Origin of the sequence: Paenibacillus phyllosphaerae, from assembly GCF_014192105.1 — a bacterium.
Taxonomy (GTDB): Bacteria; Bacillota; Bacilli; order Paenibacillales; family Paenibacillaceae; genus Paenibacillus_Z; species Paenibacillus_Z phyllosphaerae.
Window position 1 is genome coordinate 1 of sequence record NZ_JACHXK010000012.1, and the last position, 15,276, is coordinate 15,276.

At 51.0% G+C, this 15,276-nt stretch carries 14 protein-coding genes and 1 pseudogene; 14 read left to right on the top strand and 1 reads right to left on the bottom strand.

What is annotated here, in order from left to right; genetic code table 11:
• Positions 1-353 precede the first annotated feature (353 nt).
• The 6 genes and pseudogenes from FHS18_RS21765 to FHS18_RS35250 all read left to right on the top strand — a co-directional run bounded on the left by FHS18_RS21765 (position 354) and on the right by FHS18_RS35250 (position 3,618).
• Positions 354-779: an NUDIX hydrolase gene (locus tag FHS18_RS21765; protein ID WP_183602484.1), complete on the top strand. Its 426-nt coding sequence runs from the start codon at positions 354-356 to the stop codon at positions 777-779.
• 129 nt (positions 780-908) lie between these two features.
• Positions 909-1,226, top strand: a complete 318-nt coding sequence (locus FHS18_RS21770; protein ID WP_183602485.1) for a DUF7716 domain-containing protein — start codon at positions 909-911, stop codon at positions 1,224-1,226.
• 186 nt (positions 1,227-1,412) lie between these two features.
• The gene (locus FHS18_RS21775) at positions 1,413-2,297 is read left to right on the top strand and encodes a pentapeptide repeat-containing protein (protein ID WP_183602636.1); all 885 of its coding nucleotides are present in this window, start codon (positions 1,413-1,415) and stop codon (positions 2,295-2,297) included.
• Between the two features lie 155 nt (positions 2,298-2,452).
• Complete coding sequence (locus FHS18_RS21780) at positions 2,453-3,010, top strand: CBO0543 family protein (RefSeq protein WP_183602486.1); 558 nt, start codon at positions 2,453-2,455, stop codon at positions 3,008-3,010.
• Between the two features lie 206 nt (positions 3,011-3,216).
• Positions 3,217-3,508, top strand: a pseudogene (locus FHS18_RS21785) (IS110 family transposase); the annotation flags it as partial.
• A gap of 5 nt (positions 3,509-3,513) precedes the next feature.
• Entirely contained in the window at positions 3,514-3,618 is a 105-nt protein-coding gene (locus FHS18_RS35250; protein WP_183602487.1) for a hypothetical protein, read from the top strand.
• Between the two features lie 112 nt (positions 3,619-3,730).
• On the opposite strand, the gene FHS18_RS21795 is transcribed toward FHS18_RS35250, so the two are convergent.
• The gene (locus tag FHS18_RS21795) at positions 3,731-6,052 is read right to left on the bottom strand and encodes a beta-galactosidase (RefSeq protein WP_183602488.1); all 2,322 of its coding nucleotides are present in this window, start codon (positions 6,050-6,052) and stop codon (positions 3,731-3,733) included.
• A gap of 120 nt (positions 6,053-6,172) precedes the next feature.
• Between FHS18_RS21795 and FHS18_RS21800 the strand changes: the two genes are divergently transcribed.
• From FHS18_RS21800 to FHS18_RS21835, 8 genes are all read left to right on the top strand, one after another.
• Positions 6,173-7,012, top strand: coding sequence for a helix-turn-helix domain-containing protein (locus FHS18_RS21800; protein WP_183602489.1), 840 nt, complete (start codon positions 6,173-6,175; stop codon positions 7,010-7,012).
• Positions 7,013-7,105: 93 nt separating this feature from the next.
• Positions 7,106-7,567, top strand: a complete 462-nt coding sequence (locus FHS18_RS21805) for an AAA family ATPase (protein WP_183602490.1) — start codon at positions 7,106-7,108, stop codon at positions 7,565-7,567.
• Between the two features lie 231 nt (positions 7,568-7,798).
• Positions 7,799-9,166 carry an extracellular solute-binding protein gene (locus FHS18_RS21810; protein WP_183602491.1) on the top strand — a complete coding sequence of 456 codons (1,368 nt, stop codon included), beginning with the start codon at positions 7,799-7,801 and terminating at the stop codon, positions 9,164-9,166.
• 6 nt (positions 9,167-9,172) lie between these two features.
• Entirely contained in the window at positions 9,173-10,552 is a 1,380-nt protein-coding gene (locus tag FHS18_RS21815) for a carbohydrate ABC transporter permease (protein ID WP_183602492.1), read from the top strand.
• Complete coding sequence (locus FHS18_RS21820) at positions 10,552-11,400, top strand: sugar ABC transporter permease (RefSeq protein WP_183602493.1); 849 nt, start codon at positions 10,552-10,554, stop codon at positions 11,398-11,400. Before FHS18_RS21815 ends, FHS18_RS21820 begins: the two co-directional genes overlap by 1 nt.
• Before the next feature lie 15 nt (positions 11,401-11,415).
• Positions 11,416-12,546: a glycoside hydrolase family 53 protein gene (locus FHS18_RS21825; RefSeq protein WP_183602494.1), complete on the top strand. Its 1,131-nt coding sequence runs from the start codon at positions 11,416-11,418 to the stop codon at positions 12,544-12,546.
• Positions 12,547-12,565: 19 nt separating this feature from the next.
• On the top strand, positions 12,566-14,203 hold the full coding sequence (locus FHS18_RS21830) for a glycoside hydrolase family 53 protein (protein WP_246427827.1): 1,638 nt from the start codon (positions 12,566-12,568) through the stop codon (positions 14,201-14,203).
• Between the two features lie 167 nt (positions 14,204-14,370).
• Positions 14,371-15,231 (top strand): AraC family transcriptional regulator, encoded by an 861-nt coding sequence (locus FHS18_RS21835; RefSeq protein WP_246427828.1) that lies wholly within the window; start codon positions 14,371-14,373, stop codon positions 15,229-15,231.
• Positions 15,232-15,276 lie beyond the last annotated feature (45 nt).

The following is a 15,276-nucleotide window of genomic DNA, read 5'->3' on the forward strand; positions in this document are numbered from 1 at the left end:
ACCCAAGTTCATGTTATTAGTGAATGACAAGAACTTGGGTATATTGCTTAATCGTGATCATCCACTTTTATAACCACGTCCGATTACAAGCCAAATTAAACAGCCTCAGTCCAATGGAATACAGACCGAGGCCGCCTAAAATTTATTATTTGTACTGTCTACTTGACGGGTGCAGTTCAGCCGCGCAGCTGCTCCTTCTGTCGTTGAGCTATCGGGCAGAGTAATGCGACAATCCTGTAAAAAAATGGGTACAATTAACAGGTGTCATTTAGGCTAGGGATTCAATAAGTATCTAATTCACTTAGTACCGAACCTACGTTATAACTTAAACTTTCCAAGGAGGTGGTTGAAGAATGAAGAGAATGGATGTTGTATATGCATTGATTTATGACGAAGCCGAAAAAAAGGTATTAATGGTTAGTAACAAAGGCGAGGGATGGTCTCTTCCTGGCGGTGCAGTTGAAATAGGTGAAACATTAGAGCAGGCTATTATTAGGGAAACAAAAGAAGAAACTGGTTTAGTGATTGAGGTAGGGAGTATTCTAGCGGTTAATGAGGCGTTTTTCCCAAGCCATGGGAGTGATGGACATCATGCAATATTTATGACCTTTCATGCAAAAGTCATTGCAGGAGAAATCAGCATTGAAGACAAGAATGAAATCATAGAGGTAAAGTGGGTAGACATTAATACTGCTAATAACTTAATGCCTTATCATAGGGATGGGGTAGAAAGGTTGCTGAAATCCTCATCACCTTATATTTTTCAAGGGGAGTGTTAATAACAAACTTTCTCTTAGTCTTACTGGGAACGTTAGTAGAATAAGAAACGTGGCAGCCAGCTAGTGATCAATAGCCATTTTCATTGAAGTAAAGGTCCGGATAAATACATCATTTGGAGAAATTAAACTATGAGTAAACTAATTACACTTAAAGATGTCCTAGGTGATCCTCATAATTATTCTTGGGCGGATTCTTTATTTCTTCCGGAAAACGAAGATTGGAACTTAGATAGTCCCTCTGCAATTTTGAATTTGGATGATCTAGAATATGATGAAGAAGCACCACAGTTTGCTATCGAAAACGGGTTGATCCATGTTTTAAACATTAGTGATATACAAGATGTGGTGAGCAACGCGGCGCAGCAACGAGCAGACTGTAACTTGAATGATTTGTTCAATGCATTCATTTTTTATTATCGACATGATGCATTCATTTCTTTTGTTTAACTGGTCCCGTTATGGCCAGGGGATTGAGCTAACGGAGAACTTTAGTTCAATGATCCAGGGAGGAGTTTGCCACCGCGGCAGATACTCCTTTTTGATTAAGGAAACGGGCGGTATAGTTGAACGAATATTGGAATTAATAGATACTATTAGAGGGAAGTAAGTAATATTGAATTAAAGGAAGTGCACATAGTGTCTAATCAACCAAATTCGTTATGCGACTCGAGTCGTAATAACCTTCGCGCTGATTGCGAAAAATGTTTCGGATTGTGCTGTGTCGCATTATTTTTCTCAGCATCGGAAGGTTTCCCAATCGACAAAGAGGCGGGCGAACCCTGCCTTAACCTGCAACCAGACTTTCGCTGTGGTGTTCACAATAGCCTCAGTAAACGAGGTCTTAAAGGATGTATTGCTTTTGACTGCTTTGGCGCGGGGCAAAAGGTTTCTCAAGTCAGCTTCGCTGGACAAGATTGGCGGAACAGCTCTGATTCCGCAGACGCGATGTTCAAAGTGTTCATAATCATGATGCAGCTCCATGAATTACTTTGGTATCTTGAGGAAGCGCTCACATTAAAACCGGCCGGACCTATATACGCTGAGCTCCGCTCCATGCTTGATGAGACAGAAGGCCTTACATACCTTGGAGTTAGCTCGCTCATGGAGCTGGACATCGCTAAACACCGGGCTTCCGTCAACACGCTACTCCTGAAAACTAGTGAACTTGTGCGATCCGAGGCCCGTAGCAGGAATACGATCCTTCCGGAACAAAAAGCTAGGTCAGGGCGTCAAAAGACCATTGGTAGGGGAGCCGACCTTATTGGAGCCGATCTTAGAAGAATAGATCTTAGAGGAGTCAACTTACGCGGGGCATACCTTATTGCTGCTGACCTTAGAGGTAGCGACCTAAGTGGATCTGATCTTATCGGCGCAGATTTTCGGGACGCTGACCTGAGAGGTGCTGACCTTTCCAAGAGTATCTTTCTTACCCAAGCTCAACTCAACGCAGCCAAGGTTGATGCTTTTACTAAGTTGCCACCATCGCTTATACATCCATTACATTCGGGTTTAAGCTAAACGAGGAACTATAGCTCAACATTCAACAGCGGCAGCCGGTCAACGATCGGCTGCCGCTTTCTCAACTATGGGGCAGGGAAAAGTGTTCCATAAGACATTTTAGGAAATAGTAAACATGTAGAAGTGCATTTTTGTAATTGAGGTGGAGCCGTCTAATGGAAATTAAACCTATACAGGATTCTAAAAAGTTAAACGAGGTCGGTAAATTTTTCGAAAAAACAGCGGAAATCAATAAAAATTATTTTGAATACTGGAAAGAAAATACGCTTTTTCATTGGGATTTTTGGCTCTCATGGGGCTTTGCTATTATTCCGTGGGTGCTTTGGGCTCGCTATCATGATAAGAAAATGCGCGGACAATTACTCCTTGCGGGATTTATAGCGCTCATCATTTCTTCGTGGTTTGATTTTAATGGGGTTGTTTTTGGTCTGTGGTATTATACGGGACTGGCCATACCAACGATTCCAAGCTATGTACCGTGGGATTTTTGTCTGCTCCCGATACTAATTATGATGCTCATTCAAGTTAAACCGAAACTGTCTGTGTACTGGAAAGCGCTAATTTTTACGATCGTTAGTACAGTAGGCGAGTTAATTTTTATATGGCTCGGGTTCTATCGGACGGTTCATTGGAACATACTCTATTCAGTCCCCATTTACTTCGTCCTCTTTCTGGTCAGCGAGAGAGTGGGAAGGATAGCTAAGCACCGATGAAGTAGCTTGGGTGGATAAATGATCTCGAAAAGTATACTCAGCATTAAGCTTCCTCGAAATGATTCAGTTTCCTCACTCAGACTCACTTTAGCCTTCCTGTAGAGTGTAAATTACGAGCTTTGCAAGAAGAAAAGCGCCTCGGTACGATGGGAGTACGTAACGGGGCATAGACCTTAAAATCCCATCATCAAGGAGGACGCTCTGTTATGAAGTTTAAAGCCCAGTACAAACAAAATGAACCATCTGGTCGTCGGAATCGACATCGCACAACTTACACATGTCGCTCGTGCGGAGGTCGTCCTTGTTAATCTTCATCTCGTGAAAAAGAACAAGGAAAACCGCGACAATACGCCATCGAAGAGCGACAAAAAGGATGCTCTCGCCATCGCAGACATGGTGAAAAACGGCTACTATTCGTTCATTCGCAACACGACTGAAGCCTTTGAAGAGCTTCGTGTCTTTCTCTCTAACCGAGACTTCGTCGTAACGAGGCTCGTTTGGATATGCCGTCAACACGAGTAGGCGTGCTTAAAACCGAATTAACCGAGGAGTTTTTTCACGCTGTAGCGAATAATAGCGGGATAACCATACACATCAATTTGGATTGACATCCGATGATTACACAAAAACAGCGGCAGAACGAAGACTTTACTTTCAAAGTCTTGGTCCGCCGCTGTTTCATTTTTATGGTCCGTCTAAAACTTAAATTTCACGCGACAATTATCTCCGTGCCGCAGGCGCAAGCGACACCCGATAATGCGGAATGGCTTCGATGCGGTGGAAGACGGCGATCTCGACGCCTTCGAACCGCTCCACCTGTGCCTGATTGACGAATGTGTGGACGGTCCCTTTGCGCAGCGGCGTAATACGCAGATGGAGCGTTGCCTGTTCCAGCTTCGTGTAGAAGTTTTTAAGGCCGATGCTCCACGTTTTGCCGTAATGAATGTGGTCAGTCAGAAGTGTACCATCTAGGAAAGCTTCGGCGACATCGCCGTCGTAGTCAATTTCGAGCCACACATCTTCCACGTGCGCCGGCCAGTCGCCCGCGAATTGCAGAAGCGCCGTTTTGTCCGAAGGCTTCGTAATCGTGAGCTGTGGCGTATAGGATGCAAGCTCGAACTTGTAATCTTGGAATAGGCCAGCTGTTTCGAACGGTACAGGTTGTCCGGTATTCGTCCGAAGCTCCGTTGCCGGTGCCGGGAACAAGGATACGGACAAGGCGCTGCTGCCAGGGGAGGTGCATACCAGCTGACCCTGTTGCGCAATTACCGGGCAATCGCTAATGACAACCGTTTGTTGGCCCCACAGGTCAAAACGATAGGTCTGGAGCGCTTCTTCGCGAGACAGCATAAGGAAGCGAACGCGCTTACCGTCTGCGGTTCGGAACGCAACACCGTTGTTCTTGCCGACTACCGGATGAATCACATAATGGTCATCAAATTCGCCCACTTGTCCCGCCTCCGTCTCCAACTGGGAGAGCGCGGACTTGGCGACGACATATTCAGGTGTCAAGCCTGCGTGAGCGTAGAAGAAGATGACATGCTCGCCATTCGCTTGCACTTGAGTAAGCGGCTGCGCGGTTGCGCTAATCAGGGACACGCCGTGAAGATCAAGATGGAACGGCAGGACAACCCCCATGTTGGCGGGCAGTATTGCTTCACCCTCCGCAGGGAACGCGACGGAACCGCGGCTTGTCTCCAGCTCAATGCGGAAAGGACGATCCGGCATGTCCACATGATCCTGGAAATTGTTCAGGAACACGAAGCCCGCACCGTCTTTGTGTCTTACGCACCAACGTAACGAATCCGTATCCGTTGCCTCGAGATCCGATTGGCCATCCGGCAGAATGGTCGTCATGGGAGCAAGAGCAGTACCGAACGATTCCAGGAACATGGATAGCGTACGGATCCGATCATAGGATTCGCCGATACGCCCGAATTCGCCGAGAGGCGACTGATAGTCGTAGGTGATCTTCGGCAGGAACTGTTCGTTCAGGTATCCTTTTTTGCCTACAGGGTTGGAGCCTCCGTGATACATATAATAGCCGATCAGATTACTGCCGCTGGCAAGCTTCACGAGCGCCATCGCTTCTACGCTGTTTGCGGGGACCAAAGGCCGCGCATTATAGCTGACCTGCATGCCCCCGGCCATCTCGCAGTAGGCAACCGGATAATCGCGGGTATCGTAGTTGACCGGTTCTGCTGGAATGGCATGCAAATCCCGATAGATGAATTCGCGGCTCGGCGGCTGGTTCGGAATCCATGGCGTATAGGCATAACCGGCCAGCATGGGGAGGAAGCCTTCTTCCGGGACCGCGGCTCCGCCCCAAGCGGTAGCGGTGAAGAATAAGGGCAGGATGCCGGACTCTTCCGCAATCCGGCGTAATTCAGCCAGATGCGCATTGCCGCCGGTTCCGGAGGATATGAATTTGCCCGTCTTATAGCCCCACGCATCGTTGGGGGCGCCGCAGTGCATAAATTCGTTCTCCAATTGGATCGCAACGACTGGACCGCCTTCCTGATAAAGGCTGCCTCGCATCTGCGATGCGATCTGGCGGTACAATCTTCTGGCAAGCTTCAAATAAGCAGGGTCGTTGGAACGAATCTCGATCGGCTTGGCGAATACCCAGTCCGGAATGCCGCCATTGCGAACTTCACCATGACAGAACGGACCGATGCGCAGAATGAGCGGGTACTCCAGTTTCGCGCAGAGATCGATGAAATGGCGCAAATTGCGGCTGCCGCTCCAGTCGAATACGCCTTCTTCCTCCTCGTGGAAATTCCAGAAGATATAGGTGGCTACGATATTCACGCCGCCGGCTTTCATCTTGAGCAGTTCTTCCTCCCATCCCAGATATGAGAAGCGGGAGAAGTGAAACTCGCCGACAACGGGGATAAAAGGCTCGTGGTTACGGGTCATATAGTAATTGGTGAAACCAAAGGATTCCCCTTGCGAATTTGTTCCGCCATTGGCTCCCATTTTCCCTGGACGAATTTCGACTTCGCCAGCTTCGCTAAGATTCAGCATCGAGACTTTAGTCATTGCTCGAATGTCCTCCTTGTGTTATGTTCATTGCGATGATTTCTACTGTTTGGATTGAAGGTTCGAATGAAGTTATTCCTTTATTTTAGGGCATTATAGATCATTCGAGGTAGTGATGATATGGCTAAGAAACCAACTGATTATGCTATGTATACCGAACGTCCCTATGGGATTCTAATTGCCGGTCATTATAAGGAATCGTCCGAATATGCCATTCATCGTCCTTCTGGGAGCAAGGATTGGCTGCTGATGTATACCGTCTCAGGGGAAGGCCAGATTCAGAAGCAAAATCAGGCCGTGACGTGCGCGGCAGGCGATGTCGTTCTGCTTATGCCGGGGATCCCTCATCATTACGGGACGAAAGGGGAGGCTTGGGAGTTTCTATGGGTCCATTTTATTCCGGATCCGGAATGGAGCACTTGGCTGAGGTTGCCTGGAACCGAAGCGCGTTTCTTCATGACGCAGATCGAAGATGAACGGCTGCGTCATTCCATTCAAGACTCGCTGACGCGGATGGTCAGACATGACCTGCCTGCAGGGAGCTCCGGGCTCCATCGCCGATTGTCTGAACTCGCTCTCGAGGAGACGCTGATCTATATTCAGCAAACGTGCGGGTCGGAAAGCTCGGTCACGATGGATCCGAGAATTGCCGCTCTCTTACGGGAGCTTCAGTTATGCTATGCGCAAAAAGTCAGTCTGCCGGAGCTCGCCAGAAAGCATTGTATGTCTACTTCACGGTTATCCCATCTATTTAAGGAGCAGGTCGGGGATTCCATCTTGAACACGCTGTGCAAGTTCCGTCTGGATAAAGCAGCGCAGCTCTTGTCAGGGACCAACCGGCAGGTATCGGAGATCGCCTCGGACGTCGGATTCGATTGCGCGATCCATTTTACCCGCAAGTTCCGGGAGGTCTTCGGAGAGACCCCTTCCATGTACAGAAAGCGAAAGCAAACCGATTAATAGGAGGCCGTCTCGTTAATCTCTCCATGTCTAAAAAGATAAACTTGTGGCCATGATAGTTTTATATGGACGAATGTCCTTGGAGGAACGATCATGGAGCTGCTAAATTACGAGAAAGTAAGTACCGAGCTCTCGCTTTTTTTACGAGAGCAAGACAAAGTCTTTTGTTTCTTCTCGATTGCGTCCGGAACCGGGAAGACCTATTTTTTGAGAAGATACTGTCAAGAGCACAAGTCGGCATTCTATATGCATCTGCCTCAGTCAATTGCGAAATCCCCTAGAATGATCTTGCTTGGGTTACTATACTCGCTAGAGGTGCCTTTCATTAAAAGTGCCTCCGTAGACTCTTATTTGGATATCCTGAGATTAGAGCTTATTAAAAAGCAACTTTCCGTGATTATCATCGATGATATTCAAGTCATAGACGTTGAGATATTCGAGCTGTTTAAAAGGCTCGCCGATGAAATCGATCTAAAGTTTATATTCGCGGGAACGGAGATTCCCGATCTCTATGAGCATGTTGCCGAACACAGCGAAATTCTTTCGGCCGTCTAACCTAAAATGGATACATAAATGAAAGAGAGCTTAACTTTGCTGACTGCAAAAGTTAAGCTTTTTTCGTGTTTAAATCTTAGTTGCGGCATACGGATCTTCCAATTCGCGCCATAAGATTCTTATACTCCATGCCCTCCGTTTATTATATATATTCTCATTTGAAAACGTTTTATAATTCATTTTGAGAAGGAAAAGTTTGGTTAAACTTCAAATAAAAACGGGGGGATTCACGTGAAGAAAATCGGAGCGATCGGCGTTGCGATGTCACTTGTCTCCATGCTGGCGGTGTCCGGCTGCGGCAACGACACTAGTAATGGGACCAACAATACGAATGATGCGGCGCCGTCGTCCACAACGTCACAGGTGAACGCGGAAGAGGAAGGCGGTCTGCAATGGGATGCGGCGGCGAACGATTATGTCATGGAGCCGGAGATTGCTTCCGGCGAGCAGCCGCTTAAGATCTGGGTGGAAACGGAGGCATATGGCAAAGCGCTCGTCGAAGCGTTCAAGGTGAAACATCCGCAGGTGAACGTAGAGTACGAAGTCGTTGCGAAGGTGGAGAGCGTGGAGCGGATGTCGCTCGACGGCGAAGCGGGCAAAGGCGCGGACGTCTTCATGGCTAACTACGACAAGCTGGCTCAAGCGATCGACAACGCGACGGCCGCCCCGATCGGCCAGTATGAGCAGTCGCTCAAGGAGCGGGTTCCGGACACGTTCATCGAGGTAGTCAGTAAGGACGATCAGATGTACGGCGTGCCGATCTCGACGGAATCGATCGCGCTCTTCTACAATAAGACGCTGCTTAAGGAGCTGACCGGCAGCGACAAACCGGCATCGACATGGGAAGAAGTGGTGGCGCTTGCGGATCAATATAACGACAGCAGCGCGAACCGTTGGACGATTCGCTTCCTGGCCGGACAGCTCTATTACGCGTATCCGGTGCTATCCTCGCTCGGCTGGCATCTGTATGAAGACAACGATCTGGATAAGCCGAATTTCAACTCCGAGTCGCTTACGAAGGGACTGGAGTATTACAAGTCGCTTCGCTCCATATGGGACGTCAACTCGGCGGACGCTACATGGGATTCGATCGAGAATGAATTCGTCAAAGGCCAGACGCCGTATGTCATTACCGGACCTTGGGTATTCAAAGACTTCGACAAAGCCGCTGCGGATAAGAAGTTCGAGTACGGCGTAACGGTGCTGCCGAAGGCGGCTTCCGGCGATGCCGCCGCATCGTTGACGGGGATCTCGGTTGCGGTCGTATCCGGCTATTCGAAGTATCCCGCCGCTGCCCGCGTATTCGCGAACTTCATCGCTTCGGACGAAGGAGCGGCCGCGCTGTACCAATCGACGGGGGCCATTCCGGCGCTGAAGTCGGACCAAATTCAAGGCGTGGAAGGCATTAACGGAAACGAGCATATCGCAGGCATTATCGCCCAATCGGAGAACGCCGATTTAACGCCGCAAATTCCGGAATACCTGTACACGTCCGGCAACGCGCTGATCGTCAACGTTTGGGATAATCTCATGACGGTCAGTGAAGCGCAGCAAAAAGCGGAACAGGAATACGCCAATCTGAAAGCGCTCGGCCAATAAACGACCATGAACGAATTATCTAGCAAACAGTCACCGGCTTGGGCGGCCGGATTGCTATCGGCGATTGTATGGGGGGCCGGGCAGGGCTGGAACCGGCAATATCTGAAGGGCCTACTCTTCCTTCTGATCGGAGCCGGAGCCGCAGCAGCCGAGTTGGCCACGGGAAGCTATACGCGCGACAGTCTTGCGGACGGATTCCGGTTCCGGGAGAACGGCGGCTTTTTTCTGAAAGGGATCTGGGGGTTGATCACGCTGGGCACCCAGCCGAGAAAAATGGGATTAACCGGCCTGACGGCCGGCGACCATTCCATCGTGCTGATGGCCAACGGGATCATCGCGCTGCTCTTCCTTCTCCTTCTTGCCTTGTTCTACATCTGGAACATTAGGGACGCGGTTACAACAAGACGGCAATATTGCGAGACAGGCATAAGGGAAAGCTCGCTCCAACATTTCAAGAGGCTGTGGGATACGATGTACGCCTACATCGTGCTGTCCCCGACGGCGGTGCTGACGCTGTTCGTCAGCGTGCTGCCGATCGTGTTCGGCGTGCTGATCGCGTTCACCGATTATAGCCGCAACAACTCGCCGCCAACGAAGCTTGTCCATTGGGTCGGCTTCGATAATTTCGCCACGGTGACGCAGGTGTTCTCGTGGATGCATACCTTCCTGGGCGTGCTGCTGTGGACGTTCGTATGGGCGATTCTGGCGACGGTCACGACATACCTGTTCGGCTTTTTCCAGGCGGTGCTGCTGAATAACTCGGCCGTGAAGTTCAAGAAGCTGTGGCGCAGCATCTACATCCTGCCATGGGCGGTTCCGGCGATGATCTCGGCGCTCGTGTTCAAATCGATGTTTAACGGCCAATTCGGCCCGGTCAGCCAATTCTTGCTCGATATCGGTCTTACCTCGGAGCGAATTTATTGGTTTACCGATCCCGGCAATACGAATCTGGCCCGCGGGATGGCGCTTCTGATCAACCTGTGGCTTGGTTTTCCGTATTTCATGGCGCTGATCGGCGGTACGCTGACGACCATCTCGGAAAGTTATTATGAGGCGGCCCGAATGGACGGCGCGACATCGGGTCAGACGTTCTGGAATATTACATTCCCGATCGTGTATAAGGCGACCGCGCCGCTCTTGATGTTGTCGTTCGTGAGCAACTTCAACAATTTCGGCGTCATCTACTTCCTGACCGAAGGCGGCCCGGCCAATCCAGATTACAATTTCGCCGGCAGCACCGACCTGCTGATTACGTGGCTGTATAAGCTGACGCTCGATAACCGGCTGTACAGCATGGGGGCGGTCATGTCCATTATCGTCTTCCTGATCGTGGCCAGCTTCTCGCTCATTAATCTGCGGAAATCGAAAACGTTTGAGGAGCTTTAATGATGATTCATAAGCGAACCAACCTTGGTGCAATATTGAAAACCGTGCTGATCTATATCGAGCTGATCGTCGTGGCGCTGATCGTCATTTACCCGCTGATCTGGATCGTCGGCTCCTCCTTCGGCAGTTCGAAAGGGTTAGCGAACGCTTCGGCAATACCGGAACAGGCGACGCTGCAGAACTATAAGGAGCTGTTCCAGCAGACGAATTATCCGCTCTGGTACATGAACACATTGAAGGTGGCGGCAGCCAACATGTTCTTCGGCGTCCTGCTGTCCACGCTTGGTGCATACGCGTTCTCGCGGTTTACCTTCAAGGGGAAGCGGGCGAGCCTGCTGACCATTCTTATTCTGCAAATGTTCCCTGCCTTTCTGACTGCAATCGCGGTATATATGCTGTTCCTGAACTTCGGCCTGTTGGACAGTCTGACCGGATTGGTCGTCGTCGGCGTGGCCGCGCAGCTGCCCTATAACATATGGCTGCTCAAGGGTTATCTGGACAACATCTCGACGAGCTTCGACGAGGCTGGGTTGATCGACGGGGCGAGCCGGACGCAGATTTTCGTCCGCATTATACTGCCGCTTGCCTCGCCGATGATCACTTTCGTCGCCGTGCTGCAGTTTGCCGCGCCATGGATGGATTTTATTTTGCCAAGACTGCTCATATCCAGCGAAGAGAAGAAGACGGTGGCGATCGGCCTCTATTCGATGATCAGCGACCAGACGAGGAACGAGTTTACGCTGTTTGCGGCAGGCTCCGTGCTTGTGGCGATTCCGATCGCGGTGCTGTACATCCTGCTTCAAAAATATTTGATCAACGGCCTGACGGCCGGCGGAGACAAAGGGTAGGAAGGGAAGATCAAGATGAGCCAACACTTTATAAAAGGCGCGGATGTTTCCATGCTGAAGGAAGTCGAGACGCAAGGAGGCGCCTTTTTTCTGGACGGAGAGAAGAAGGAGCTGTTCGATATTTTGCGGCTGAAGGGGCTGAATACGGTCCGGCTTCGTCTATGGCTCAACCCTTACGATGAAGAGGGCAGCCCGTATCTGGGCGGCACGAACGATCTCGAGACGACGATCGAGCTGGCGAAGCGGGCCAAGGAGCAGGGCCTTCAATTTATGCTCAATATTCATTACAGCGATTTTTGGGCCGATCCGAAGAAGCAATTCAAGCCGAAGTCTTGGCAATCGTTAACCGGAGAGCAGCTTGAAGAAGAAGTATTCCGGTACACGCGAGAGGTGTTGGCCGTATGCCGGGCGTGCGACGTGCAGCCGGATTTCGTGCAGATCGGCAACGAAACGACGAACGGCATGCTGTGGCCCGACGGTCGGACGCCGAAGTATGTATTCGAAGAGAAAGCTTTCGAGGACGTAGAAGCAGCAGAGTGGGAAGCTGCGTTCGACCGGCTGTCGCGCCTGCTGAGCGCCGGCATTCGGGCTGCGAGAGAAGCCGGAGATATGAAGGTCATCCTGCACTTGGATGCTGGCGGCTCGAATGTGCTGTATCGCACCTGGTTTGACGAGATGACCGCAAGGGGCGTCGATTATGACATCATCGGCTTGTCCTATTATCCGATTTGGCACGGCAGCCTTGAAGAATTACGGTTCAACCTAAACGATATTAGCGAACGCTACGATAAAGAGGTGCTTGTCGTCGAGACGGCGTACGGGCACACGTCCGATAGTCCCTCGGGGGCTGATATTTTCACGGAGGAACTGGCCAGCAAAGGCGGGTATCCCGCCTCGGTCGAAGGGCAGAAGCAGTTTTTGTCGGATTTGATGACGACAGTTAAGACGGTAGAGAACGGCAAGGGACTCGGAATCGTGTACTGGGAGCCGGCATGGCTGCCGGTGAACGGCACGAGCTGGGCGAGCCCAGAGGGCATGCGCTACGGCAATGATGTCGCTTCAATGGGGAATCACTGGGCCAACCAAGGGTTGTTCGACTTCCAAGGGAAGGCTCTCGATTCAATAAATGTATTCCTACATTATTAAGAGAAGGAGTTGTTCAAGCTTGAAAAAATGGTTGAAAGCAAGTGGAATGCTGGCGGTCGCGGTTACGCTCATGTTTCCGTCCTTCGGAAGCAGAACGGCGGAGGCGGCCGGCGATTTCATCTGGGGAGCGGACGTGTCGATGCTCCATGAGGTAGAGCAAAAAGGGGGTAAGTTTTATGAAGGCGGCGTTCAGAAGGACGCCCTGCAAATTTTGAGCGCGAACGGCATGAACTATGTGCGGCTCCGTCTATGGGTCGACCCGTACGACAGCCAAGGCAATCCGTACGGTGGGGGCACGAACGACCTGGCAACGACGATTGCGCTGGCGCAGCGTGCGAAGGCTAAGGGGATGGGCGTCATGCTTGACTTCCAATTAAGCGACTTCTGGGCCGATCCGGGCACGCAGACGAAGCCCAAGGCTTGGCAAAATCTCACGTATACCCAGCTCAAAACGACTGTTCACGATTATACCCAAAGCGTCATTACAGCGATGAAAGCTCAAAACGTGATGCCGGCCATCGTGCAGATGGGCAATGAAACGAGCGCCGGCGTACTCTGGGACGACGGCAAGGTTGGCGGAGGCATTGACGATTTCACGCAATTGGGCGAGCTGCTGTCGGCGGGCATTGACGGCGTGAACGATGCGCTGTCCACGGGCGAGGATATCGAAATCATTCTGCATCTCGACCATGGCGGCGACAACAGCCTGTATACCTGGTGGTTTGATAGCATTGTCGCGGAAGGCGTGGACTTCGACATCATCGGCTTGTCCTACTATCCGTTTTGGCATGGCACGATGGGCGAGCTGTCTTATAACCTGAATGACATCAGCAAGCGGTACGACAAGGATGTCATGATCGTCGAGACGGCTTACGGCTTCACGCTGGACGACGGCGACGGGCTCGGCAACGTGTTCTATACGACGGAAGAAAGCGTCGGGGGCTATCCGGCAACGCCGGCAGGTCAAGCAGCTTATATGCGCGATCTCCGAGAGATTGTGGAAGACGTGCCGAATGACCGGGGAAGAGGCATTTTCTGGTGGGAACCGGCTTGGCTTCCGGTAACGGGCGCGAACTGGGGGACGGCGGAAGGCGCGGCGTATAACAGCGATACGGGGCTGCTGTCCAATCCATGGGATAACCAAACGCTGTTCGACTTCAATGGCAATGCGTTATCGTCCTTGTCCGTGTTCAGCGAAACCTCGCCGACGAATCTGCTCACCAACGGCAGCTTCGAGGCCAACGGCTATACAAGCACGCCTACAGGCTGGTCGGTGTGGGCGAATACGACAAGCAACTTGAGCGCGATTAAGACCGAGCAGCCGGGCGTTACCGGCGACTATAAGTTGACCCATTGGCTAGCGACCGCTTATACCGCTTCGACCTATCAGACCAAGACCGGACTTGCGAACGGAACGTATTCGTTGACGGCATGGGTGTTGAACAGCGGAGGGCAGAACGCGGCGTATATGTATGCCAAAAATTACGGCGGAACTGAACTGCAAACGTCGCTTCCGGTCAGCACATCCTCTTGGATGAAGGTTCGGATTGACAACATTCAGGTGACGAACGGCCAAATCCAGATCGGCTTCTATTCGAACGCGAACGCCAACAACTGGCTTAACATCGACAACGTGAAACTGTACAAAACGAACTGATTGGATCCAATCCCAGACGTATGATGGTTTAAGGCTCTGTTCCTTCCTGTAAAGGCGACAGAGCCTTTTTTAAGCAAACTTTCAGTTTCGCGAAGCAAGGGAATCCACACACAGTGTCGAAAATTTAGCGAAAGATTACCAAAATTATGCTGCTGTCAGGAGGTCCGATGATGGAATGGGGTGACGAGAATATCCGATGCGTCTTCAATTCTTTGGAGCGCTCCCTGCCGTTGTACATTGAAACCATTGGCTACAGCGCGTGGGAGCGGATCTTCGCCAGGCCTGACGGCTATCCGTATTATCATTGGCTTCATACGTTGAGCGGAGAAGGAAGCTTCGAGATTTGGGGAGGCGAACGTTTCTCGCTGACAGCGGGAAAAGGTATCCTGGTGACACCGTTTACGCCTCACTCCTATTCCCCTATATCGGACCGATGGTCTACCGTCTACATTACATTCGGCGGCGTGGCGGCGCCCGCTATATTGGATACGCTCGATATGAATACGTCTGCCTTGTATACGGAAACGTCGGAGAGAGTCTCGTTCGCGGATATCGTCGGGAATATGATTCATAAGGCCGACCGCGATCCCGAATTCTCCGGCTTGGAATCGTCCACCGAGCTGTATCATCTTCTCATGCTGATGCGGAAATTCGGCATGCGCAACGATCAGCCGTCGCTGTCCCATTTTTACGAGAAGCTGCGTCCGGTCGTGCAATGGATGGAGAATAATTGCTCGGCACATGTTGGACTGCCGGAAATCGTCGAGCAAGCACAGATGAGCGTATCCTATCTCAACGAGCTATTCCGTGACGCCTTCGGTATGAGTCCGTATTCGTTCCTGATCCAACTGCGTCTGCGCGAAGCGAAAAAAATTATGGTCACCAATCCAAGCATGGCGCTGAAGGAGGTGTCCGTCTTGGCCGGGTTCAATGACGTCAGCCATTTCGTGGCGACGTTCCGGAAGAAGGAGGGCATCACGCCGGCGAAATACAGGGAGCTGCATTTGTCCGCGCAAGCGGTGGAGTAGCTTAATAAGATGATTCCACCTTTAGTTGAACCAGAATAGGGAGCA